Genomic DNA, 24,528 nt, shown 5'->3' on the forward strand with positions numbered 1-24,528 from the left:
TTCTCTATATTTACACTATGGAAATGGTAACGGGTGTAATTTTAGGTCTATCTACACTTCTCTTTGTGGGACCCGTTTTTTTCTACCTTATCGAAAGCACCCTTCTTTATGGAAAAAAAGCTGGCATTGTTGCAGCAATTGGTATTATTTTAGGTGATATCATTTATGTCTCACTCATACTAAAAGGATTTAGTTCTTTTTTTAATGACGAAACCTTTCAAAAATGGTTTGCTATTCTTGGTGGAATACTACTTTTAATCCTAGGCTTTTTATATCTCTTAAGACCAAAAAAAAATAACCCATCATCATTTAATCTTACTAAAAAAAGCAGCTTAGGAATCGGTTTAAAAGCTTTTCTTTTAAATTTCATTAATCCTTTTGTTGCACTCGTTTGGGTCGGTTTTTTAGTATATAACCAATCAAAATTTGATTCCCAAACTGGGATCATCATTTCTTTAACGGTGTCTCTATTCGTTATATTTATAACAGACATTATTAAAGTGATACTAGCTTCTAAGATCAAAAAATTAATGAAACCCAATAGCTTTAAAAAAGCACAGAAAATACTTGGATTTCTATTAATCTTGTTTGCAATTAGACTACTGTTTGCTGCTATATAACTAGTTATTAGTATATTTAAGTCAATTTCAAAACAACCAACCTATGTTTCCTAAGATTTTAATTGTTGCACTTGCTGCACTAGTACCCCTTGTAATGGGCTTTATTTACTACCATCCAAAAGTTTTTGGAACCAAATGGATGAACCTTTGTGGACTCACCAAAGAAAAATTAGAAAGCGGCAATATGGGTGTTATTTTTGGCACCTCATATGTTCTTAGCTTTCTATTATCTTTTTTCTTATTTACCTTAGTAGTGCATCAAACCGACCTATATTCTACCCTCATAAATGAACCTGGTTTTGGAGAAGAAGGTTCTGCTATTATGAATTATATTAATGACTTTATGACCAACTATGGTGATCGTTTTAGAACGTTCAAGCATGGCGCTTTACATGGTGGCCTTGTGGGTGGCTTTGTTGGGTTACCAATACTCTTAACCAATGCTTTATTTGAAAGAAAAGGGTTTAAATATGGTTTTCTAAATGCTGGTTATTGGATTATCACATTAACCCTCATGGGAGGCATTTTGTGCCAATGGGCATAACAATTTCTATTTTGAAATTCTGAGCTATGCCTCAGAATAGTATACAGCTTTAAAAGGTTTTCTTAGTTCGAAAGGACTTGAGGAAACCTTTTTTAATATAGAAGCCATAAGTATATGTGTGATTTTTGAAGTATGTTTTGCGTATAATTTCATGCGAGTTGGCTGTGCTCCTAAAGAACTCTTCAAAAGCTCACTAGTTCTGCCAAAATGAAGGATTTCTACCCTGTTTTCTATGGCCAAAGCTACATAATCATATAACAATCTTTGATATATAGCATAGGTGCCATTAATAGTATAATCGATACCTACATAATTAGCTTCAAGCACATTGCTATGGATAAAAGACGTACTAAACCCTACCAAAATATCCTCAAAAAAAACCGCTCTAAATACAAATTGATCATCAAGCGCTTCTTTTATTGCAGCAAAACCTTTAGCTGTCATAATCCCAAATTCATACTCCGACTTACCAATAACATTTCCAAACAGTGTATTGATGGTGGTTTCATGTGCTTCTATTTCTGCAGTAGAAAAAGAACAAATTCTTAGTGACTTTGCTTTAGCGTATACACTATTCGCTTTGGTTCTAAACTTTGCTTTAAAACTCTCAAAATAAGTTTCCATAGAATTCCAACGTTCTAAAATTGGCAACGACATATACATATCAATTTCAAAATCTTGATACCCCTTAGTTTCTAAATAGGCGCTGCTAGATAAGGTCTCAGGTGCAAATTCTTTAAAAAGTTGTACTGAAATTTTAGTTTCCTTTTTTTCGCTTAGCATTTTTTGAGCCTTTTGCATTCCTTTTGCTACTAACTGAAATGCCATCTCAGTATCGATAGCATTACTAGCAACAAAACCATGCTCACCAGCCATAAAAACATTTCCGCAAACCAACATTTGAAGCATAAAATATCCTTTTTCATTTTTAGAGCAATGCCGTAAAATTTTAGGAGGTTGGTTATCGCCTTTGTACACAAAAGGAACCAATTGAAAAGAAGCTATTAAGACTGGCTTTGCGGTAGCATCCTCTAAAACCAGTAGGTAACAAAAATCAAGTGTATCCTTAAATGCACTTTCTATAGCAGAAAGATAAGGAAAAGATAACAAACAATTTTGATCTTGCTGTACTTCGTTCCAAAGAGCAACAGGTATAGCGCCCGTGGTGGTTTCAAGAATATAGGTGTAGGTTGCGATTGCGGTAGTATTTTAAGTAAAAATAACGAAAAAAATGTGGCTATATAGCTAGATTATTCTTTTAATAACCTTTCGAGAACGTCATGCATCATGCTACTATTCCAATCTGCAGCTCCAGTTTTCTTTATAATGAGACCTCCATCTTTTGCTATCACATAGGTTGTTGGCAATGCGTTAGTATGTAGTAACTCTGGAGCAGTTCCTTGAGGGAGATATATGGGGAAGGTATATGCATTCTTTTGCATAAAAAGCTCCTGTTTTTCAATTGGGTCTTGGGAGATAAAGTAAAAATCAACACGATTCCCATAAGTGCTATAAAGGTCTTGAAGTGAAGGCATTTCGGCAATGCAGGGCGGACACCAGGTTGCCCAAACATTAATAACAATGACATTTCCTTCAGAAGAGGTCAAGTTTGTATTGGTTCCATCCATACCAGACAGTGCCCAATTATAATCTTTAAGGACGACTCTTTTTTCTTCGGAAATTTCCGAAGGACTAAAAGAAAAGATACGATGTACAAATACTTGAATAGGAGTTCTTGTTTGTGGAATAAGCATCATTGCTAAGAGTACCACAAATAAGATATTTCCTTTATTCTTTTTCAAAAAAGAGATCATTCCATAAAAATAAGGTTTTAAAAAAAGAAAGGGTGTAATACATTTCATAATACACCCTCTCTACTAACAAAAAAAAACAAATCTTAATTTATTGTCTTGTAACTACACCTATTGGAAATGATCCAGCATTTACCGTAAAATCATTGGTTGATGGTGCAGTATCTTGTCCAGACACTCCAAGTAATGGTTTTAATAAAAATGGTGCTGGACTATTATCTGGCACAGGCTCTACACTTATTACTACAGTTCTTCCTCTAATATCTAGCGGGAATGTTTCACCAGTTGGTTCATTGTTAAAGAAATCTTCTCCTGGAAGTGGTGGTCCAATTCTTTCTGTACCGCTAAAGCTTGTTGCAGTACCAGCATTGTTATCTACCATATCGAAACTTGTAAATGTTCCAGTAGATAATGGCCCAGCATCTCCAATTACCCATCCTTCATAGGTCCAACCCGTTGGAAGTGTTGGTAAAATTAAATTTGACATTGGAGGCATTCCTGGTAATCCAAACCATACTCCATATTGGTCATTTCCATTATTCGGAGCTCCCTCAGCCTCGTCTGTTGGTGTACGCAAGAAAAAAGTTCCAGCGGCTCCGCTTAAATCTCCTAAGGCTGGAGCAACATCGATTCCTACAGTAGCTGTATTTCCAGAGAAATCCCCAGCAATTAATTTTTGGTCAGATGGCGCAGGATCTTGATCTGGGCTTGGCTCAATACTTAATACAAATTTTGTTGCAGCATCTAATGTTGCTTGCGGTACTTCAAAAACAGTTTGAGAAAGTGCTCCATCTGCATTCACAGTAAATGTTCCTGTTGTAATAGGGGTTCCGTCAACGACAACCCAACCTTCATAGGCAAATCCTGATCCTAAATCTTCTAATCCATCAAAGTTTAATGTAAGATTTGCAGTTGCTGGTACTACTGTCGTATTATCATCATCGTTATTACATGATGCAACTACCAATCCTAGAGCAAGTGCTCCTAAAATTACTTTTTTCATACTTCTTTTTTTTAGTTAATTTTTTTTTTAAATAAGACATTTGTCCTTTTCAATACACAATAAGACGGGATAGCATGCAGCAACTTACAAATGGCACTTACTTTTTATTTTTTCGGAAAGATTATGGGGTAAATTAAGGGGTTAAATTCATGAATTCGCAGTTATAAACTCCTCAAATTCAGCCAAAAAATTTGTTTACAGCATTTTTTTGTCTAGTTTTAGGATAAGAAAACTTCCCAATATGCATTTAAAAACATTTGTTTATGCACCCTTTAAAATTTCTTATTTCTGCTTTATTCCTCTTTTTGTCTTTTAATAGTTATAGTCAAATAGTAGACATCCCAGATCCAATTTTTAAAACAAGGCTTTTAAATCATGACCCCGTTATTGATCTAAATAACGATGGAGAGATTCAAGTAAATGAAGCATTAAATGTAGTATCTACATTAAGTGTATCTGGCAGTAATGGCTCTGATGAAATAGAAGATATGACAGGTATCGAGGCTTTCGCTAATATTACAACACTTAATGCTGGTAGAAATACTATTACGAGTATTGATCTTAGTCAAAACACAGCGCTTCGGACTTTAAATATTGGTGAAAATGAAATTTCAGAAATTAACCTCAGCCAAAATCCCATGCTTCGAACATTGGGTATTCACCAAAATATGCTCACCGAGTTAGATGTTAGCAACTTATTTGATTTAAGAGTGTTAACCATATATGAGATGCAAATTGACGCGATTGACCTAAGTCAAAACCCCTTATTAAGGACTCTTATAGCAGCAGAATGCAATCTTTCTATGCTAGATCTAACCAATAATCCAGCATTAAGAAGCTTAACACTTTTTTCAAATCCATTAGAAGCTATAGACCTTACCCAAAATACAGTGCTTGAAGAAATTATATTAGGAGACACGCTACTACAAGGTATTAACTTAAGTAACAATGCTCAATTAGAACTAGTAGACTTGAGAGGTAATCTTTTGCTGGAAGAAATCAATATAAAAAATAGTGATAATGACAATATTGATATTACAAGTACATTTCCTAGTAACTTTACCAATTTACCTCTTTTAGACCGAGTGTGCATCGATGATGTAACTTCAGATTTAGCAGCATTTATCTTAGATCAAGTTGGGCATCCTGTTCAATTTTCTGAGGATTGTGCTTTTCTTGGCACACCAGATATTGAGGTTTTTGATGTGGTACTAAGCCCAAATCCAACCTCCAATTTTTTCACCATTCAAACTAAACATAATATTTCGTCGTTATCTATGCATACAATTTCTGGAGCTACAATACTAGAAAACAATAAAATACAAAATAATAATGTAGACATTACTTCTTTGGAGAGTGGTGTATATATTGCTCGAATTGTTTTTAGTGATGGAACAGTAAGCTCTCAAAAGATTGTGAAATTTTAAAATTGAGTTATCATGAAAAATATTTTTAAAACTTTTGCAATTTGTATAACCATTTTACTTTGCAATGGATGCTCGATTGATAATGAGGAACCAATAGACAACACACCTTATTACCAATTCACCGAAGAAGACGCAGCATATATTATTGATTATGAATACATGCCTGGACAAATAATTACCTACCAAAATCAGAATAAGGAAACGCTTCGCTTCAAAATAATTTCAAATGAAATCCAAAAAAGTGGATCTTACTCAAATGGAACTTTTTCGGGAGGTGGTGGACTATTAGAAAATTATTATGATAGTAAAATTATAGCATTTGAAATTTTAGAACATGAAAGCCTTGAAGAGGCATCTAAACTCAAATACATATTTTCAAGAAATAATAATGAATTTAGAAATGTACTTAATTTCCCCATGTGGAATATTTGGTCAGCTACCTTTTTAGATGAATTACAAAACAACTACAACATTAATGTCACTCCCTTTAATACAACTCCAAAAACCTCAATAAAAGTAAATGAACGCCGATTTGAAAATGTAATTATTATCAATTCAAATTCTGATGATACTATTAATACGTTCGGCTCATTACCAGGCAACGTTAATGAAGTTGTTTATGATTATAACTTTGGAATTATACAATTTAAAGAATCTAACGGAACTGTATGGAGTGTTTTACTTACTGAATAACCAATTTATATAAATAGGCTTAAAACCATTGAAATATCAAGTCATGAAAAAAATAACAGTTTTAATATGCGTCCTAATAGCATCAATAAGTTGTATTAACGATGATGATACGACTAGTGAAAATATTTTACCAGAAGCTACACTAATTGGTGCCAATACCTTTGGAGCTTATGCTAATGGTATTTTAATTAAACCAAGAGATGGAACCGGTACTTTTGGAGGCGAAGACAAAGGAATGAGAAGGTACATTGGCCCTAGAGAAGATAATATAGAATATCGTGAAATTAGAGTGAACGATTTTAAAAGCGACAGAACTTCAAGTATGACCCTTCATTTCACCCAATTAGACAGCCTTGGTATTGGAGAATACACAGTACTTGAGAGTAATTGTTTCGAGGGATCTTTTAACATTCAAACAAACAATATACAATGCAGAATATACAATACAGCATCAAATCTATATGCATCGTATTGTTCCATACCAAATTCTGGATTTATAAGTGTAACTAGATTCGAAGATGGATACTTATCTGGAACTTTTTATTGTAAGGCAGCAAACATAGAAGATCCAGAAGACATTATTGATATTACAGATGGTAGGTTTGACACCTATGCTCCCACCTTGCCAACAACTCAATTTCCGTAATGAGCTAAACGAATAAAATTTATTTCTACTATGAAAAACACATTTAAATACATAATGTCTTGCATTCTTCTCTTAGTTGTTTTTGCTTGTGACATTGATGAAACGAATGACAATGTTCCTTATTATACATTTACAGATGAGGATCGTTCTCTCATTATTAATTATAATTACACCCCCAATCAAATTATTACATACCAAAATCAAGATGGAGAGCTGTTACATTTTAAGGTGCTTTTTAATGAAACTAAAAAGGCTGCTTTCTATTCCAGAGGAACACTTGCAGGAGGAGGAGGAATTTTACAGAATCACTATGATAGCAAGATTATTAGAATGGAAATTTTAGAGAACCCAAGTGAATTAGAACGTGCCAAAGTAAATTACATCTTTTCAAGAAATAGTAACCGTTTTAAAATTGGTTTAAATCTGCCGATGTGGAATGTATCTAAATTTTATTTTATTGATCAATCACAAAATGATGCCAATATAATTATAAGTGATTACAATTTGGAACCTAAAACCTCAATGACAATAAATGGGCATCAATTCAACAAAGTAGTTTCAATCACCTCAGGAAGTAATGAGAGTAAGGAAAGCTTTCAATTTGGACCCCTTGTCCAAAATGTGAATGAAATTCTATACGACTATGATTTCGGTATCATTCAATTTAAAGATGTTTTAGGAAATGAATGGAATGTTATCTATCCATAATTAGATAAAACTCCCCAATACCTGATAGTTAGCCTACTATCAACCACACTTTTTGGCACCTACACTAACTTCGCTTTTTCTCTATTAGAGACTCCCCAAAAGAAGAAGACGGGATTTCTATATCCTACTCTTAATACAAAACCTCCCCAGCATTAGATTATAGCACTTAAAAAACTCAATTATGACATAGCTATCCAATAAAAAAGGATGCCATTGCAGTGGCATCCCAAACATAATAAATAAAAAATTTTACGAAAGTTTCACTTATTAATACTACAAAATTATGAGAAATCTATCTCTTTATGCAATATTATTGCTACTATTTTTTCAAACCAACGCACAAAATCACCTTCCAACCAAAATAGACAGTATGCTCGTCGATATAGACCAAACTGAGTTTACTTCTGGAATACTATATGACAGAACCGTTCCTTGGGCTTCTTTATATTCTTTTAATGAGTCCTTTAATCATTCAAATAAAAACCATTTTGAGCAAGCACTTCTTGAAATCCATAATGCCTCAAACAATGAATTATTTATGGATCAAAATCAATTACGATTACTATCAACATCCAGTACTATAAAAAATGTTGTTGACGTAGGGATTCTAAATGTATCATTTCATCAACTCAACTATATTAAAAACCATGAAAATGATGGCGCATTGAGGACTAATGACTCTAAATTTGAAAAAATCAACAACGATAAAGAAGAGTTTCTTAAACGCCATGCTTTGGTTTTTTCTCCTCTCAAAAAACATGTAAAAGGAGCATCTATAACATTCAATTTTAGTGAAAATTTCTTATTTCAAAGCACACAAAATAAAGATGTACAAATACTCGATGTTGATTTTGGAACTGGAGAAATACACAGAATTATTGAAAATGGGGTGATTTTGCAGGAGCAGGTTGTTATTTCTTATACGAATAATGGAAACAAGACACTTGAGGCATTTGTTACTTTTGAGGACAATACAACAATAACCACAAAGTCATCTCTTTATGCAGGAGGTCTGGGGACAACTCCTCCACAAACAAATTTTGTTGAAGATTTTTATGAGTTTGAATCAAATTACGCTTTTGTAGGATATGAACCTGGTGATGTTCCTATAAAAGGAAAGCTAGATTATAGAGTCTTTTACCGAACAACAGCTTCATCACCAACACTAAAGAAGCCAATCATTATTATTGACGGATTTGACCCTGGAGACAAACGACAAATACAAGATTTTGATTCAGACCTTGCTCCAGAAGAACACAATTCTATTGAAGAAATGATGGAATATATTGCACCAAGTGGCAATGTTGTTAGCCTAATTTCTTTGCTTACTGATGAAGGTTATGATGTAATTATTGTTAATCATCCCCATTATACAAGTAGCAATGGAATTGAAATAGACGGAGGAGCAGACTATATTGAACGTAATGCCTTAACACATGTATCTCTGTACGAGTATATAAATGAACTACTCATCGAGAACAATAGCAGTGAGGAATTAGTAATCATTGGCCCTAGTATGGGTGGACAAATATCAAGGTATGCATTAGCTTACATGGAAGCAAATGGTATAAATCATAACACTCGCTTGTGGGTGAGTATCGATAGTCCTCATTTGGGAGCTAACATACCAATTGGATTACAAACGCTTGTAAGACAAGTAATGCCTGACAATGCAATGGCTCAAGAATTTGTGCATAAGCAATTAGGTTCTCCAGCAGCAAAACAACAATTGATCGAACAGTTAGATGGCTGGAACATAAGTAATGTGCATCAATCTTTCTTAAACGGGAAAACCATAGCCCAGGGATTTTCCGAGACAAGAGGTCATCCTTATTTTATTAAATACTATAACAATCTTTTTAATAATGGTCTTGAGGGAAGTAACGGATATCCACAAAATCTGAGGAAGATTTCCTTAGTTAACGGCTCTCTTAAAGGAGTTAAAAACTATGATATTCCAACTGTTGAAAATGTTGGCTCCTATGCAAACGATGGTCAAATAGCTTTAAACATACGTGCTTTTCAATCTATTTGTGCTCCTTGGCCATTTCAGGAAAATTGCTGGGATGTACTTATTGGTAGCTTAGAGGCTTACACAATGCCTTCGTATGGAGAAAATGGTAAGATTTCACGCTATAAAAATGGATTTGATGACGATGACAAATTTGTTTTTAATAACAACACTAGAGGAAACATGGACAACGTTCCAGGAGGTTATTTTAATGGATATAGTCAACTTGCCGATCCAGTTGATGGAACTGACCCTATTGAATATGATAATTCTCATTGGCATTTATTCTTAGACCAAATCTCTGACGTCCTTGGAGATGCGGTTTCAACTGTCTATGCAAATGAACAAGTACATTCATTTATTCCAACGATAAGCTCATTGGGTTTTACCAATCCTGATATGAATTGGAATCAAAACCTGGACAGGAATTTAGTATGTACTAACGAAATACCTTTCGACAATTATTTTGGACCTAAAAACAATCAGCCACATACCTCATTTACCCAAAAAAGTGTGGATTGGATTCTAGCAGAGCTAGACGAAGAACCTTTACCCCCAACTGTATACAATGAAGAGGCCACTATTAATGGACCTAACATTATGTGCGTTAATGATTTAATGACCTATGATTTTGATCTTTGTAGTAGTGCAGATGTACAAGAATGGTTAGTATCTCCATCACTACAAATTATAACTTCTGATGAACAATCAATTACTGTTGCATCAATAAACACAAATGAGTATTACAATAATGAAGCATGGATAAAAGCAATTTATCAAGACCACGAAATACTAAAAGAGTTATGGATTGGGAGACCTGACAATCCTGGAGATATTTTAGGTCCAGAAGAGGTAAACGTAGGATCTTTTAATAATTATAGAGTCGCTCCTGCATATGGCGCAAGTACATACATATGGGGACTACCAGAACCCTTTGATCCAGAAATAGACATTGTAGATTACATAGATGGCACGAGCGATCATTGGCAAATGAAAACCAACGCAAACCTAAGAAACAATGGAGTATTTTCTGGAAATGGAGGATATGAAGGAGAAATACGTGTAAAAGGAGTTAATGAATGTGGAGAAGGGAATGACTCCTGGTTATATGTGTCTCAATTTTCAGATAGTAATTGCATCACTTGTTTAGACCCAATAGATGTAGTTCCATATCCTAATACATCTGATGTAGCTTTCAAACTTGATTTTAGACAACATGGAGAAGGCGTATATTATATTTATATATACGATGAAAACTCAAATATTATTTACCAAGGAGAAAGTAGCAATATTGAGAAAACAGTCTACACAGAAGACATTCCTCCTGGAACTTATTTCTTACATATTTACGAAGGAGAAAGAGTAAAGTACCAACAATTACACATAGATCATTAATAAAAAACAAAAAAGCTTCCGTTGTTACGGAAGCTTTTTAATATTCTAATATTTCAGAAACACTAAGCATTCTGCTTTTTAATTAAATTTAATGCAGATCCTTCTCTGTACCATTCTATCTGCGCATCATTATAGGTATGATTCAACATAATAGTATCTATACTTCCATCTGCATGAGTTACCTCAAGTGTTAATGGCTTTCCGGGCGCAAAAGATGCAATATCTACAAAATTAAATGTATCATCTTCTTGAATTAAATCGTAGTCTGCCTCATTAGCAAACGTTAATCCTAACATTCCTTGTTTCTTCAAGTTTGTTTCATGGATACGTGCAAAAGATTTAACAATCACTGCAGCAACTCCTAAGTGGCGAGGCTCCATTGCAGCATGCTCACGAGAAGATCCTTCTCCATAATTATGATCTCCTACTACGACTGTGTAAATTCCTTTTGCTTTATAAGCTCTTTGTGTATCTGGAACACCACCATATTCTCCATCTAACTGGCTCTTCACAAAGTTTGTTTTCTTATTGTATGCATTTACAGCACCAATCAAACAGTTGTTAGAGATATTATCTAGATGTCCTCTATATCGTAACCAAGGTCCCGCCATAGAAATATGATCGGTCGTACATTTACCGAAGGCCTTGATAAGTAATTTAGCACTTGCCAAATCTTCATCTTTAATAGGTGTAAATGGTGTTAATAATTGTAAGCGCTCACTTGTTGGACTCACTGTTACTTGAACACCGCTTCCGTCAGCAAGAGGTTCTACATACCCATTATCTTTTACTTCAAAACCTTTTGGAGGTAATTCCCATCCAGTTGGCTCTTCAAACTTCACTTCTTCTCCATTATCATTAATTAAGCTATCTGTTAATGGATTAAAATCTAAGCGTCCTGCAATTGCAATAGCAGCTGTTAATTCTGGAGAGGCAACAAAGGCGTGCGTATTTGGATTTCCATCGGCGCGCTTTGCAAAATTTCTATTAAATGAATGCACAATACTATTTTTGGGTGCATTCTTTGGATCACTGTAACGTGCCCATTGCCCAATACATGGTCCACAAGCATTTGTAAAAATAGTAGCATCTAGTTTTTCAAAAATATCTAGAATACCATCACGTTCTGCTGTGTAACGCACTTGCTCAGATCCAGGGTTAATTCCTAATTCTGCTTTCATGCTCAAACCTTTGTCAATGGCTTGTTGCGCAATGGATGAAGCTCTTGATAAATCTTCGTAACTAGAGTTGGTACAAGAACCAATAAGTCCCCACTCTACTTGTAAAGGCCAGTCATTACTTGTAGCCTTTTTAGTCATATCTGTTCCAACCTGAGTCGATAAATCTGGAGTAAAGGGTCCGTTTAATAAAGGTCCTAGTTCAGATAAATTGATATCAATTACTTGATCGAAATACTGTTCTGGATTTGCATATACCTCAGCATCTGCTGTTAAATACTCCTTTACTTGGTTGGCAGCATCTGCAACATCTGCTCTATCTGTAGCACGTAAGTAGCGTTCCATAGATTCGTCGTATCCAAACGTAGAAGTGGTAGCTCCTATTTCGGCTCCCATATTACAAATGGTACCTTTTCCAGTACAAGACATTGCGGTAGCTCCAGGTCCGAAATATTCTACAATCGCTCCGGTACCCCCTTTGGCTGTTAAAATTTCAGCAACCTTTAAAATAACATCTTTTGGCGCAGTCCATCCAGAAAGTTTTCCTGTTAAACGTACTCCTATTAACTTCGGAAATTTTAGTTCCCACGCCATACCAGCCATGACATCTACAGCATCTGCTCCTCCAACTCCGATGGCAACCATACCAAGACCACCTGCATTTACAGTGTGACTATCGGTACCAATCATCATACCTCCTGGGAAGGCATAGTTTTCTAGCACTACTTGGTGAATAATTCCTGCACCAGGTGCCCAGAAACCAATTCCGTATTTATTAGACACAGAACCCAAAAAGTCGAATACTTCATTACTTACTTCATTGGCGCGCTTTAAATCTTCTTTGGCTCCTTGTTTTGCTTGAATTAAGTGATCACAGTGCACTGTTGTTGGCACGGCAACTTTATCTTTTCCAGCCTGCATAAATTGCAATAAAGCCATTTGTGCAGTGGCATCTTGACATGCAATACGGTCTGGAGCAAAGTCTACATAATCTTTACCTCTCGTAAAAGCTTTGGTTGCAGCTCCGTCCCATAAGTGATTGTACAATATCTTTTCTGAAAGTGTTAATGGCTTCCCTACAACTTCACGCGCTTTATCAACACGCTCTGCCATTTGAGCATACACTTTTTTTATCATTTCTATATCAAATGCCATACTATTTAGTTTTTGGTTCTTTGTTCTAAAATTTCTTACAAACCCTTTATTTATAAGATTTGCGAAGGTACAAAAAATATAAAATATTTAAAAATATACAACGAAATTGATTTATTATTGCGAATTATTCAATAATTCGCAATAATAAATACAAGAAAAAACAAAATCGATAATTTCGGGGTACGAAAATTATCGATTTAAAAATTCTTAGCACTTTAAAAAGATAGGTTCTTTAAAACAAACTTGTGATTATTTCTTCTATAGAGAGACCTTCTGCTTCTGCTTTGTAGTTTTTAATTAAACGATGACGTAAAATACCAATAGCTACTTTTTGTACATCTGCCATATCTGGTGAAAATTTACCTTGTAAAGCCGAATGCGCTTTCGCGGCTAAAATTAAATTTTGTGAAGCACGTGGTCCAGCACCCCAATCTACATATTTCTTTACCAATTCTGGAGCAGCCTGACTTTTAGGTCTGGTTTTACCTACTAAAGTTACTGCATATTCTACCACATTATCTGCTACAGGAATACGTCGTATTAAATTTTGAAAATCTATTATTTCTTGAGCTGTGAATAAGGCATTTACTTTGTTAGAAACACCCGCAGTTGTTGCTTTTACAACTTCCACCTCTTCTGCAAAAGTTGGATAGTCTAAATTAATAGCAAACATAAAGCGGTCTAATTGTGCTTCAGGTAATGGATAGGTACCTTCTTGTTCGATTGGGTTTTGTGTAGCCAATACAAAATAAGGAAGATCTAATTTGTAGTTGTTTCCCGCAACGGTTACAGAGCGCTCTTGCATAGCCTCTAGTAAGGCTGCTTGTGTTTTAGGTGGCGTACGGTTGATCTCATCTGCCAATATAATATTAGAAAAAATAGGACCTTTAATGAACTTAAAGTTACGTGATTCATCTAATATTTCAGACCCCAAAATATCACTAGGCATCAAATCTGGCGTAAACTGAATTCTTTTAAAATCTAAACCTAAGGCTTGAGAAACGGTATTTACTAATAAGGTTTTAGCAAGTCCAGGAACACCTATTAAAAGTGCGTGTCCTCCAGAAAAAATAGACAACAGCACCTGTTCTACAACATCATCTTGACCTACAATTACTTTTTTAATTTCTTGGCGTAACGCTTCATATTTTGAAACGAGTTGCTGCACTGCTGCTACGTCTGACATATTTTTATTTCCTGAGTTTAATTGTAAAAATGAGATTAAAAAAATTAGTGCGGTTAGGTGTTGCTATTTTTTTTGTTAAATATAATAATTAAATAAAGTTTACAACAATAGTTTGTGTGTAGTTTAACGAACTGGATAGAGAAAGGTTCTAAAAAAGAAAAAAAGGATTAAAAAGTGATAGCTAATAGGCACTCCTTAATCCTTTCTACTATATTTTAGATAGTTCTTGCTCGTATTATTTTTTCACCCATCCACTAGCAAAATCACAATCTTGATAGTCTTGGTTTACATTTACATAGGTGTCCTTAATTTTTTTCTCTTGCCATTCTTCAATGGTCTTAATTTGTTTTTGACGCAAAGCTAGTTCTTTAATTTTTTCGTAATCCTTTACAAACTCTGCTGGATGCTCTTCGTATCTATTGGTTACCGTTAAGAACTTAAAGGTCTTTTTACCCGTTCTATCTTGATCGATAAATATTTTTGAGACCTCATCTTTTTCAAGATTGTATACTTGTGCACTTAAGGTAGGATCCATTTTGGTTAAATCAAAACGTGTGTCTAAATTAGATGGATTTACCAATTGCCCTCCATTATTACGCGTCACCTTATCATCTGAATACAAACGAGCGGCTTTGTCGAATGAAATACTATCATTTACAATACTTGTTCTTATTTTCTCAATACGATCGCTAGCCTCATCGATAGCATCTTGGGTTAATTCTGGGAATAATATAATGTGACGCACATCAATTTCTTGACCACGAATTTTATCTACTTTTAGAATATGAAATCCAAATTCGGTTTCAAAAGGTTCGCTTACTTCACCTTCTAATAATGAAAAAGCAACATCTTTAAACTCTTTGGCATAAGGATCTCCACGACGCATACTTGGTAACAAACCACCTTTTGCCGCAGCACCATCTTTAGAGTACAAAACTGCTTTGGTTGCAAAACTAGAACCATTTTCTACGATATCTTCTCTAAATTCATTCAGTCTATCTATTACTGCCTGTCTTGCTTCATTAGAAACTTTGGGTTCTACAACTATTTGGGCAACTTCAACTTCTGCACTAAATACAGGACGTTCGTCTTCTGGAATTTCATTAAAGAAAACACTTACTTCCTCTGGGGTAACCTCTACGTTTTCTACCACCTTGGCTTGCATACGCTTTGCCAATTCAATCTCTTTTTTTGCCTTTAACAAATCATTCTTTAATTGTAGTAAATTATCTTTTCTATAATAAGAAACCACTTTCTCCTCACTACCTAGTTGTCCAACCATGTATTGCACTAATTGATCCACCTGAGGATTAATCTCAGCATCAGAAATCATGATACTATCTTGCTTTGCTTGATGAAGGTACAATTTATCTTCCATCAACTTACCTAACAATTCACAACGGGTAACATCTTCTACAGAAATTCCATTTTGTTGAAATTCTAAGTAACTCTTATCGATATCACTATCTAGTACTACATATTCTCCAATAACAGCGGTTACACCTTCTGCTTTAAAACGCTTAAAAGGTTTAATAGAATCATTTTCTTTGGTATCTACAACCGTTTCTAACAATGGGTTTTCTCTAGCAACTCCTGTACTATCTACAGCAATAACTTCTTGAGCAAATAACATTGTTTGCATAAAAAGCAAAGCCAATAAAGCAATACTATTTTTGGGTGTAAATTTCAAAATTTTTGTTTTTAATGGCATCTTTTGTAATGTCTTTTTCTAGTTCTTTAATGAGATCTAGCGTTCTTTTGTTTAAAATAATCTCTTTTATAGTTGGCTTAATGTATTGCAAAGGTGCAATTTCATTGACAGAAAGCACCTCTTCAATTTTCAGCAAATATACTCCTAATGAATCTTCTAATTGTGAGAAAGCGGCTTTTTTTAATAGCCTTGATTCATTATTTCTAATCACTGGAAATTGCTTTAATAGCACCTCTTTTTTAACCCAAATAGAATCGTTTAAATTAGCGCTTTTAAACTGAAGGCTAATTGCATTTAAAGCAGCTTTGTCTTCAGTATTAAAACGACGTAATTTCTCCTTTGTTTCAGAAATAGTACTATAATTATGATCTACATGAATATATCGTAATCTAAAAATTTCTTCTTTGAGCGTGAAATTCTCTTTATGCTCTTCATAAAAGGAGCGATAAGTTTCATCAGAAACAAGACTATCTAGTTGTTTTGATACAATAGCACCTTTATACGCTTCAGCAAAAAGGTCATTTTTATAGTCTTCTACCATACGCTTGTAGGCATCAATTTGCTCTTGAGGTAAATTAATATTTGCCTTATCAATAAGCAGTTGTTGCGTTGCCCATCTTTGTATATAATTTGATACAATACTACTACTATCTTCCTTGGTGGTATTTTCGGTAATTAATCCTTGAATATCTTCTGCATACAAATAGGTGTCATTTACTCTAGCAACATATCCTTTGGTTCCTTTTGGCTCCAAATAATCGCATCCAACTAATGAAAACAATACTACTCCTATGCAAAGAAATTTGATCATTACTACTTCAACTCTTTTTTAATTCTCTTTAGTGTCTTATTATTAATTTTTACTTCATAGCGATCTCTTAAACTCTGCATCCATGATGCTTCAAGTTCTTTTTGATATCCGCTCATTACATTTCCTCTAACTTCATCAAAAGATTTAGGCCCTGCAGGTAACACTTCTTCAACATGCAATAAAGTATAGCCTACGCTGTCTACATAAATGGTAGAAACACCTTCGTTAAAATAAGTGTCTGCTGGAATTTTTGAAGATCCTTTTTCATAGGTTCCTTTTGATAAAAGCACTCTAACTTTCCCTTCTGTATTTAGCAGCTCTTTAACTTCTTCTGGTGTCTTTCCTGCATTTAATAGCACTTTTGCTTCATCTAATGCTTCTTTTTCTTTGCTTTTAAACACCGAAGCTTTCATTCTATCTTCCCAGTTGTATTGAGACACATGTGCGTTGTAATATTCTTGTAGTGCAATAGTATCTGTCTTTGCTTTATCCCAAATATTTTTTTGCATTACTTCAAAAATAAGCAGCCCATCTCGATACTCGCTAATCACTGCCGCATACTCTGGATTTTCGTCTTCTAATCTATCTTTAAAATATTCTTGGAGTATGTTTCTTTCAAACTCATCATACATATATTTAACAACTCCTTGACTGGTCTTAATAGATCTAGATACAGGTCTCTTTTGACGTTCTTTTACAAACGCAGCAAAATCTTTATAATACAAATCGTAATCACCAATAGTAAATAACAGTTTATCTAGCGATGCATTTTCTGTATCATAGTCCCAAGTTCTTTTTAAAATATCATCATTTACAAAGTCATAAAAGAATGTAGCATAATTCGCATCTCCTTTAAATCCGTATTTTTCTTTAATTTTATTGCTTATTTGATTCTCTACTTTTTTAGAACGTTCTCCTCTTTTTATTTGAGAAAGCAAGCGTTCTTTTTCTTCTTCATAGGTTTTCTCTTTGCTAATATTTTCTAATCTAATGATGTGCCAACCAAATGAAGATTGTATTGGTTTAGAAACCTCACCAGGGGTTTTTAATGCTAAGGCAGCATCTTCAAATTTTGGAGATCGTAGTTTTCCTTTTGTAAATGGCTTTAATTTCCCACCAGCAATCCCAGAGTTTTTATCATCAGAAAATTGCATAGCAAGCTCTTCGAATTTTTCTCCTTGCTGCAATAATTGATACAATTCATTAATACGTTCTTCTGCGTTAAAACTTGGATCATCTTTCTTTTCGGCCACCATAATATGAGATACTTCAATCTCATTCCCTACGAGTCTTCTATCCAATACTTTAATAACATGATACCCAAAACTAGTCCTAGTAATTTCAGAAATACCTCCTACGGCTGTATTATACGCAGCAGATTCAAAAGGATACACCATTGAAAAAGCAGTAAAATATCCTAAATTACCCTCTCTATCTTTAGCGCCTGGCTCTTCAGAATATTCAACAACTAAACTAGAAAAATCGGTTCCGTTTAATGCTTTTTGTCTCGCCTCATTAGCTTTGTTATACGCTTGTAATGTGTCCTGAGCTAATGCGTCATAACCAACCTTAATTAATATATGCTGTGCATTTATTTGTTCTTTTGATCGATCAAAAGCTTCGCGCATCATATCTTCTTCTATTTTTTGTTCGAACAAATAATTTCTAGATAATTGAGCACGATATTTCTTGTACTCTCTCTGGTAAATACGGTCTTTATCCAAACCCTGTGCATAGGCTTCCTGTACTTTTAGCTTATAGTCTATAAATAGATCTAAATAACCATCTACAGATTTTTGAGATTCATCTTTTACGAGATCTAAATTCTTTTTATATACTCGTAAAAACTCTTGCTTGTATACAGGAGCACCTTCAATAGTAAGTAAGATATCTTTTTTTGATTGTGCGTGTCCCAAAAAGACAAAGGCAATCATTGCACAAAAAACAGTAATTTTTTTCATAAGTAATAGGAATTTTTTTAGGTCTTTCTTTCTGAAATATTAATAACAACACTAAGCTGGCAAAAATAACAATTTGCCAATGGTATGCAAACCCAATCTATAACGCAAAGAGTCGTCTAAAAGTGTACTACATTTATTTTAAAACCAATACCTTTACCGCTGTAACAAAAAAGCTATTTTTTTTGAATACTTTTTAAGAGATTTCAAAAAATATGCCACCAAAAAAATAGCTGGTATCCCACTAAAATTTCAGAAAAAAGAAATGGAACAACGCATCAAATTAATATGGGATTTTAGAGGTCCAAATGCTGCACCCATTGCTGCACATCATATCATCCACTTAAAAGAATTTGTGGTCTCCGAAAAATTAGAACACACTATTTGCGATATTGAATCTGTCACAGACATGCATCACATTGCATTTTTGGTGGTAGAAAAAAAACACATGGACGACTTGAGAGAACGCCTAAAACCCAATCGCGGACAACTTTATACTGAAAAATAAACTACGGGATATTTAAATACTTATGGGTTTGCAAAGACACCATCCACTGGGGATTTGCCATTACATACTCTACAATCTGAGGAATCATCGTATCTCGTTTACTCCATTCTGGCTGTAAATATAAAATACAGTCTTTACCTACCTTTGCAGCCTGCTCTTCGGCAAACTTAAAATCGTTTTTGTTGTAGATAATCACCTTTAGCTCATGGGCAGCTTTGTATACTTCGGGAGTAGGAAGTTTTATTTTTTTGGGTGAGAGGCAAATCCAATCCCAAGTTCCAGATAATTTGTATGCTCCAGAAGTTTCGATATGGGTATTCATTCCTTTTTCTTTTAGCAAAGAAGTTAAAGGCCCCATATCCCAAGTAAGCGGTTCTCCTCCAGTGATCACAATAGTCTTTGAATACTTACTTGCATTTTCTGCAATAGCATCAATAGCCGTTGGCGGATGACTATTTGGATTCCAGCTCTCTTTTACATCACACCAGTGACAGCCCACATCGCAACCTCCTACTCTAATAAAATAAGCAGCAGTCCCTTTATGAAAACCCTCTCCTTGAATGGTATAAAACTCTTCCATTAACGGAAGCATCACCCCCTTATTTACTTGCTCTTGAATCTCTTTTTGCATACGGCGGCAAAGATACTATAGATTGGTGAATTGAGAATTACGAATCGATAATTAAAAAGCTATTGTTTCACAGCAATGACTTCAATTTCAATTTTAGACCCCAAGGCCAACCCTTCTGCTGCAAAGGTAGTTCTAGCCGGTTTCTGCGGAAAATATTGTGTGTAAATCGAATTAAATGCTGCAAAATCTTTAATGTCATCTAGCACTACCATGGCTTTCACCACATCTTTCATGGTCATATCATGTTGTGCTAAAACAGCCTTAATATTTTCTAGTGTTTGGGTTGTTTCGGCTTCAATCCCACCAGAGACCAATGTTCTTGTGCTGTGATCCATTCCTATTTGTCCAGATAAATAATAGGTGTTTCCAACTTGAACAGCATCACTAAATGTTGCTTGTTGTTTTTTGGGTTCATGTGAGGCATGAAAAATTGGAGTTGTAAGTACTTCTGAAATGTTAGCTTCATTGTCAGGCACTACTATTTCCGAAGAGGTATCTTTACAAGATATAAGACTACAAAACACAACAATTGAAAAAAGAATAAAACGCATAGGCATCATATTTAATGAAAAGTAAATTTCCGAAAATTTCCGAAGATACCCTACAATTACTATTTTTACCCAAAATATAAGATTATGGCAGATACACAGGCTTTTTTTGATCATATTACCGAAGGGTACAAAACCAAAGGTGAGTTTATAGCGATGGGAGCAGCCATGCTCGACGGTGAAACCGTTACCGATGCTTTGGTGAAAATCCCATTAAAAACTATCAATCGCCACGGTCTTATTGCTGGAGCTACTGGTACAGGAAAGACAAAAACACTACAAGTGTTGGCAGAGAACCTTTCAGAAAAAGGAGTGCCGGTATTGCTAATGGACATGAAAGGTGATTTAAGTGGTATTGCACAACCAAGTCCTGGACATCCAAAAATTGATGAACGCCATGCTAAAATTGGATTTCCATTTGAGGCTAAAAAATTTCCTGTTGAAATTCTAACTTTATCAGAACAAGATGGTGTGCGTATGCGTGCTACCGTCAGTGAATTTGGACCAGTATTATTATCAAGAATCTTAGACCTTACCGAAACCCAAAGTGGTATTGTAGCCGTGATTTTTAAATATTGCGACGACAATAAGTTGCCATTGCTTGACTTGAAAGATTTCAAGAAAATGCTCAACTATGTTACCGAAGAAGGGAAAGAAGAAATTCAAAAAGAATACGGCAGAATGTCTTCTAGTTCTACGGGTTCTATCTTACGTAAAGTAATAGAAATAGAACAACAAGGAGGTGATTTGTTTTTTGGAGAGAAATCTTTTGACACAGATGATTTATTACGTACCGATAGAAATGGTATGGGATACATTAACATCTTACGTCTTACCGACATACAGGACAAGCCTAAATTATTTTCAACGTTCATGTTGAGTTTATTGGCAGAGATCTATGCTACCTTCCCAGAGCAAGGAGATAGTGGGCGTCCAGAGCTTGTAATTTTTATTGACGAAGCTCACCTTATTTTTAACGAAGCTAGTGATGCTTTGTTAGATCAAATAGAAAGCATTGTAAAATTAATACGTTCTAAAGGAGTTGGATTGTACTTTGTAACACAAAATCCTACCGATGTGCCAGATGCGGTGCTAGGACAATTAGGTTTAAAGATCCAACACGCACTCCGTGCCTTTACTGCAAAAGATAGAAAAGCCATTAAACTAACGGCAGAGAATTATCCTTTGAGTGATTATTACGAAACAGACGAAGTACTTACTTCTATGGGTATTGGTGAAGCTATGATTAGCGCCTTGAACGAAAAAGGGATTCCAACTCCACTAGCTGTTACCATGCTTAGAGCTCCCATGAGTAGAATGGATGTCTTGGAGAACAATGAGCTAAAAGAACTTATTGACAATTCTAAGCTTGTAAAAAAATACAATGAAACCGTAGACAGAGAAAGTGCCTACGAGTTACTAAACAAGAAAATAGAAATCGCCGAAAAAGAAGAAGCGAAAGAAAAAGCGAAAAAAGAAAAAGAAGCTGCCGAAAAATCTAGTAGCCGAAAAAGAAGCAGCGGAAGACAAAGACAAAACCCTTGGATTAAAACACTTACCAGTCCAACTGTCATTCGAAGTGTCCTCGGGATCTTAGGAAAGATGATGCGCTAAAAGGTGAATAGTGATTGGTGATCAGTGATTTGCTTGAATACCAGCTTCATAAAAACCCTGCAAGGTGTTGTCGAAGACCCCCTTGTAGGTCTAAGCGAGTAATGCAACAAAAAGGTTGTATTTTAAAAAAATCAAAAAGGCATTTCAAGATTCATTTCTGCACCTAATTTTCTATTTTTGAAAATTCAAAATCAAGTATTATTCTAATAAAACTAAATTTAAACAACGAAACATTTGTTGCTTTTTACATATGAAAAAAACAATCATTATTACTGCAATACTATCTTTAACACTTTTAAATTGCACCACCAAAGCTGATAAATTCGCCATCAGCAATGGACAAATTGGCCTTGTAACTAACGAAACTTCTATCAAGCAACTAGATTCTATTTTTGCTAATGACAGTATTGTGCCTTTAAGCAATGTTAAAGACGCCTTAGGAACTCAAGGAGAAGTAGAAGTTTTTGCTAAAGATGGAACAAAATTATTGCGTTTATCGCCAGACGATGAAAGCAACCCAGATGCTGTGATTAATACCGTTCGTGTGTATGATGCACGTTACAAAACAGATAAAGGGCTTTCTATTAAAAGCACCTTTAAAGATCTTAAAGACTCCTATGAAATTGCAGGAATACAAACTAGTATTGATGCTGTAGTGGTATTCTTAAAAGATAGTGATGTATACATTACTATCGACAAAAAGGAATTACCAGAAAACCTGCGCTATAATGCTAGTTTAACGATAGAAGCTTCTCAAATTCCAGATACAGCAACCTTTAAATATTTTATGTTAGCCTGGGATGGCGAGTAATATATCATACAATATGATTTAAAAAACGCCTGCATTTATGCGGGCGCTTTTGTTATTTTTATAGTTCATTAAAACCTAATTGTTATGTCAGCACTATCACCCTTTCACCTTGCCATCCCAGTACACAATCTCGAAACCGCAAGAACCTTCTACAGAGATATTCTTGGTTGCGAAGAAGGAAGAAGTAGCGACCATTGGGTCGATTTTAACTTCTTTGGACATCAGCTAGTACTCCATGTAAAAGAAGAAACTCAAGAAAACGCACCTACCAATGCGGTTGATGGAAAAGAAGTCCCTATCCCTCATTTTGGAGTTGTTTTAGACATGGACACGTTTCATACTTTTGCAAATTCTTTAAAAAAACGTAACATTTCGTTTATTATTGAGCCCTATATACGCTTTGAAGGATTAGCAGGAGAGCAAGCCACCATGTTTTTTAAAGACCCTAGTGGTAATGCGCTAGAATTTAAAGCTTTTGCAGATATCAACCAATTATTCGCTACCTAATGAACAACACACAAATTTCTGCCAAAACCATTCGTCAAGTTTTTATACTTGTTATTATTGTCATTATTGGGATGCTTATTTTTAGGGAATTAATGCCCTATTTTTCTGGTGTCCTAGGCGCCATCACTATTTACGTTTTGATGCGCGGTTGGATGTTAAAACTAGTACGCAAAGGATGGAATCCTAACCTTGCAGCTTCGCTTATTTGTATCGTTTCTTTTGTGGGTATTTTATTGCCGGTTTCGGGTGTTATTTTAATGCTAGGAAACAAAATTGGGAATGCCGTTCAAAACTCAGAACGCGTGGTAAGTGCTTTTAAAACCCAAGTAGGTACCTGGGAACAAAAATTAGGCTACGACATAGCTTCGCAGATTGATGTGGGAGCTATTTCTGGATGGATTTCTAATAATCTACAAAGCATTGCCGGAAGCACATTTACCGTGGTTATTGCTATTGGAGTCATGTACTTTATCTTGTTTTATATGCTTACAGATCGAAGAATGATGCAGAACTCTATTGGAGATCTAGCTCCAGTAAGCAATGCCAACTTAAAACTCATTGGCAAAGAAATTCAAGCTATGGTTCGCTCAAATGCGTTGGGTATTCCATTAGTTGCTATCATGCAAGGAATTATTGCGCTTATAGGCTTTTTAATTTTTGGAGTAGACGATCCTTTTTTCTGGTTTATTATTGTAGCGGTAGGTTCTATGATTCCTTTTGTAGGTACGCTCGTGGGAATTATTCCTGTTTTTATTTTAGAACTCTCTACAGGAAATACCGGTGTTGCTTGGGGTATTTTAATTTATGGACTGGTTGTAGTGGGTTCTGCAGATAATATCATTCGTTTGGTAGTGCTCAAAAAGTTAGACAATGTACATCCACTTATCACCCTTATTGGTGTAATTGTTGGGGTACCGCTTTTCGGGTTTATCGGACTCATTTTTGGTCCCTTACTCATTAGCTTGTTTTTACTCATTCTTTCTATTTATAGAAAAGAATATGCATCAGAGACTCAAGAAGTTCAGCTTGAAAATAAAGAAGAGCCCTCATAG

The 24,528-nt window shown here is 34.9% G+C and carries 22 protein-coding genes; 12 read left to right on the forward strand and 10 right to left on the reverse strand.

From position 1 onward, the window contains the following. Positions 1-17 precede the first annotated feature (17 nt). Positions 18-620 (forward strand): LysE family translocator, encoded by a 603-nt coding sequence (locus tag ACY2RS_RS00725; protein ID WP_490096680.1) that lies wholly within the window; start codon positions 18-20, stop codon positions 618-620. 43 nt (positions 621-663) lie between these two features. Beyond that, positions 664-1,164 (forward strand): DUF1761 domain-containing protein, encoded by a 501-nt coding sequence (locus tag ACY2RS_RS00730; RefSeq protein ID WP_490096681.1) that lies wholly within the window; start codon positions 664-666, stop codon positions 1,162-1,164. 24 nt (positions 1,165-1,188) lie between these two features. Here ACY2RS_RS00730 and ACY2RS_RS00735 read toward each other — a convergent pair whose 3' ends face one another. From ACY2RS_RS00735 to ACY2RS_RS00745, 3 genes are all read right to left on the reverse strand, one after another. Further along, the gene (locus tag ACY2RS_RS00735) at positions 1,189-2,274 is read right to left on the reverse strand and encodes a hypothetical protein (protein ID WP_490096682.1); all 1,086 of its coding nucleotides are present in this window, start codon (positions 2,272-2,274) and stop codon (positions 1,189-1,191) included. A gap of 140 nt (positions 2,275-2,414) precedes the next feature. Further along, the gene (locus ACY2RS_RS00740; protein ID WP_490096683.1) at positions 2,415-2,966 is read right to left on the reverse strand and encodes a TlpA family protein disulfide reductase; all 552 of its coding nucleotides are present in this window, start codon (positions 2,964-2,966) and stop codon (positions 2,415-2,417) included. Positions 2,967-3,066: 100 nt separating this feature from the next. Further along, positions 3,067-3,978 carry an anti-sigma factor domain-containing protein gene (locus ACY2RS_RS00745; RefSeq protein WP_490096684.1) on the reverse strand — a complete coding sequence of 304 codons (912 nt, stop codon included), beginning with the start codon at positions 3,976-3,978 and terminating at the stop codon, positions 3,067-3,069. A 263-nt stretch (positions 3,979-4,241) separates the two neighbouring features. On the opposite strand from ACY2RS_RS00745, the gene ACY2RS_RS00750 reads away from it, so the two are divergent. From ACY2RS_RS00750 to ACY2RS_RS00770, 5 genes are all read left to right on the forward strand, one after another. Next, the gene (locus ACY2RS_RS00750; protein ID WP_490096685.1) at positions 4,242-5,405 is read left to right on the forward strand and encodes a T9SS type A sorting domain-containing protein; all 1,164 of its coding nucleotides are present in this window, start codon (positions 4,242-4,244) and stop codon (positions 5,403-5,405) included. A gap of 12 nt (positions 5,406-5,417) precedes the next feature. Then, positions 5,418-6,098 carry a hypothetical protein gene (locus ACY2RS_RS00755; protein WP_490096686.1) on the forward strand — a complete coding sequence of 227 codons (681 nt, stop codon included), beginning with the start codon at positions 5,418-5,420 and terminating at the stop codon, positions 6,096-6,098. A 43-nt stretch (positions 6,099-6,141) separates the two neighbouring features. Continuing rightward, entirely contained in the window at positions 6,142-6,744 is a 603-nt protein-coding gene (locus ACY2RS_RS00760; RefSeq protein ID WP_490096687.1) for a Riean_0653 family protein, read from the forward strand. A 54-nt stretch (positions 6,745-6,798) separates the two neighbouring features. Next, positions 6,799-7,452, forward strand: a complete 654-nt coding sequence (locus ACY2RS_RS00765; RefSeq protein ID WP_490096688.1) for a hypothetical protein — start codon at positions 6,799-6,801, stop codon at positions 7,450-7,452. A gap of 283 nt (positions 7,453-7,735) precedes the next feature. Beyond that, positions 7,736-10,858 carry a hypothetical protein gene (locus ACY2RS_RS00770; RefSeq protein WP_490096689.1) on the forward strand — a complete coding sequence of 1,041 codons (3,123 nt, stop codon included), beginning with the start codon at positions 7,736-7,738 and terminating at the stop codon, positions 10,856-10,858. 62 nt (positions 10,859-10,920) lie between these two features. Here the strand turns inward: ACY2RS_RS00770 and ACY2RS_RS00775 are convergent, their stop codons facing one another. The 5 genes from ACY2RS_RS00775 to ACY2RS_RS00795 form a co-directional block, all read right to left on the reverse strand. After that, entirely contained in the window at positions 10,921-13,191 is a 2,271-nt protein-coding gene (locus ACY2RS_RS00775) for an aconitate hydratase (protein ID WP_490096690.1), read from the reverse strand. Between the two features lie 232 nt (positions 13,192-13,423). Next, positions 13,424-14,377 (reverse strand): AAA family ATPase, encoded by a 954-nt coding sequence (locus ACY2RS_RS00780; RefSeq protein ID WP_490096691.1) that lies wholly within the window; start codon positions 14,375-14,377, stop codon positions 13,424-13,426. 235 nt (positions 14,378-14,612) lie between these two features. Continuing rightward, positions 14,613-16,067, reverse strand: a complete 1,455-nt coding sequence (locus ACY2RS_RS00785) for a peptidylprolyl isomerase (RefSeq protein WP_490096692.1) — start codon at positions 16,065-16,067, stop codon at positions 14,613-14,615. Beyond that, on the reverse strand, positions 16,045-16,899 hold the full coding sequence (locus ACY2RS_RS00790; protein ID WP_490096693.1) for a peptidyl-prolyl cis-trans isomerase: 855 nt from the start codon (positions 16,897-16,899) through the stop codon (positions 16,045-16,047). Before ACY2RS_RS00790 ends, ACY2RS_RS00785 begins: the two co-directional genes overlap by 23 nt. A gap of 2 nt (positions 16,900-16,901) precedes the next feature. Continuing rightward, positions 16,902-18,860 (reverse strand): peptidylprolyl isomerase, encoded by a 1,959-nt coding sequence (locus tag ACY2RS_RS00795; protein ID WP_490096694.1) that lies wholly within the window; start codon positions 18,858-18,860, stop codon positions 16,902-16,904. Between the two features lie 262 nt (positions 18,861-19,122). Here ACY2RS_RS00795 and ACY2RS_RS00800 point away from each other — a divergent pair, with 262 nt between their 5' ends. Beyond that, positions 19,123-19,365, forward strand: a complete 243-nt coding sequence (locus tag ACY2RS_RS00800) for a hypothetical protein (RefSeq protein WP_490096695.1) — start codon at positions 19,123-19,125, stop codon at positions 19,363-19,365. Between the two features lies 1 nt (position 19,366). Here the strand turns inward: ACY2RS_RS00800 and ACY2RS_RS00805 are convergent, their stop codons facing one another. Then, the gene (locus ACY2RS_RS00805; RefSeq protein WP_490096696.1) at positions 19,367-19,996 is read right to left on the reverse strand and encodes a 7-carboxy-7-deazaguanine synthase QueE; all 630 of its coding nucleotides are present in this window, start codon (positions 19,994-19,996) and stop codon (positions 19,367-19,369) included. 59 nt (positions 19,997-20,055) lie between these two features. After that, positions 20,056-20,547: a RidA family protein gene (locus tag ACY2RS_RS00810; RefSeq protein WP_490096697.1), complete on the reverse strand. Its 492-nt coding sequence runs from the start codon at positions 20,545-20,547 to the stop codon at positions 20,056-20,058. Between the two features lie 84 nt (positions 20,548-20,631). On the opposite strand from ACY2RS_RS00810, the gene ACY2RS_RS00815 reads away from it, so the two are divergent. The 4 genes from ACY2RS_RS00815 (at position 20,632) to ACY2RS_RS00830 (ending at position 24,528) form a co-directional block, all read left to right on the forward strand. Further along, positions 20,632-22,158, forward strand: a complete 1,527-nt coding sequence (locus ACY2RS_RS00815) for a helicase HerA-like domain-containing protein (protein ID WP_490096698.1) — start codon at positions 20,632-20,634, stop codon at positions 22,156-22,158. A gap of 250 nt (positions 22,159-22,408) precedes the next feature. Then, complete coding sequence (locus ACY2RS_RS00820) at positions 22,409-22,969, forward strand: hypothetical protein (protein ID WP_490096699.1); 561 nt, start codon at positions 22,409-22,411, stop codon at positions 22,967-22,969. An 84-nt stretch (positions 22,970-23,053) separates the two neighbouring features. Then, positions 23,054-23,476 carry a VOC family protein gene (locus tag ACY2RS_RS00825; RefSeq protein WP_490096700.1) on the forward strand — a complete coding sequence of 141 codons (423 nt, stop codon included), beginning with the start codon at positions 23,054-23,056 and terminating at the stop codon, positions 23,474-23,476. Then, positions 23,476-24,528 (forward strand): AI-2E family transporter, encoded by a 1,053-nt coding sequence (locus ACY2RS_RS00830; RefSeq protein WP_490096701.1) that lies wholly within the window; start codon positions 23,476-23,478, stop codon positions 24,526-24,528. Before ACY2RS_RS00825 ends, ACY2RS_RS00830 begins: the two co-directional genes overlap by 1 nt.

The sequence above is a fragment of the Patiriisocius sp. 208BN25-11 genome, from assembly GCF_058147145.1.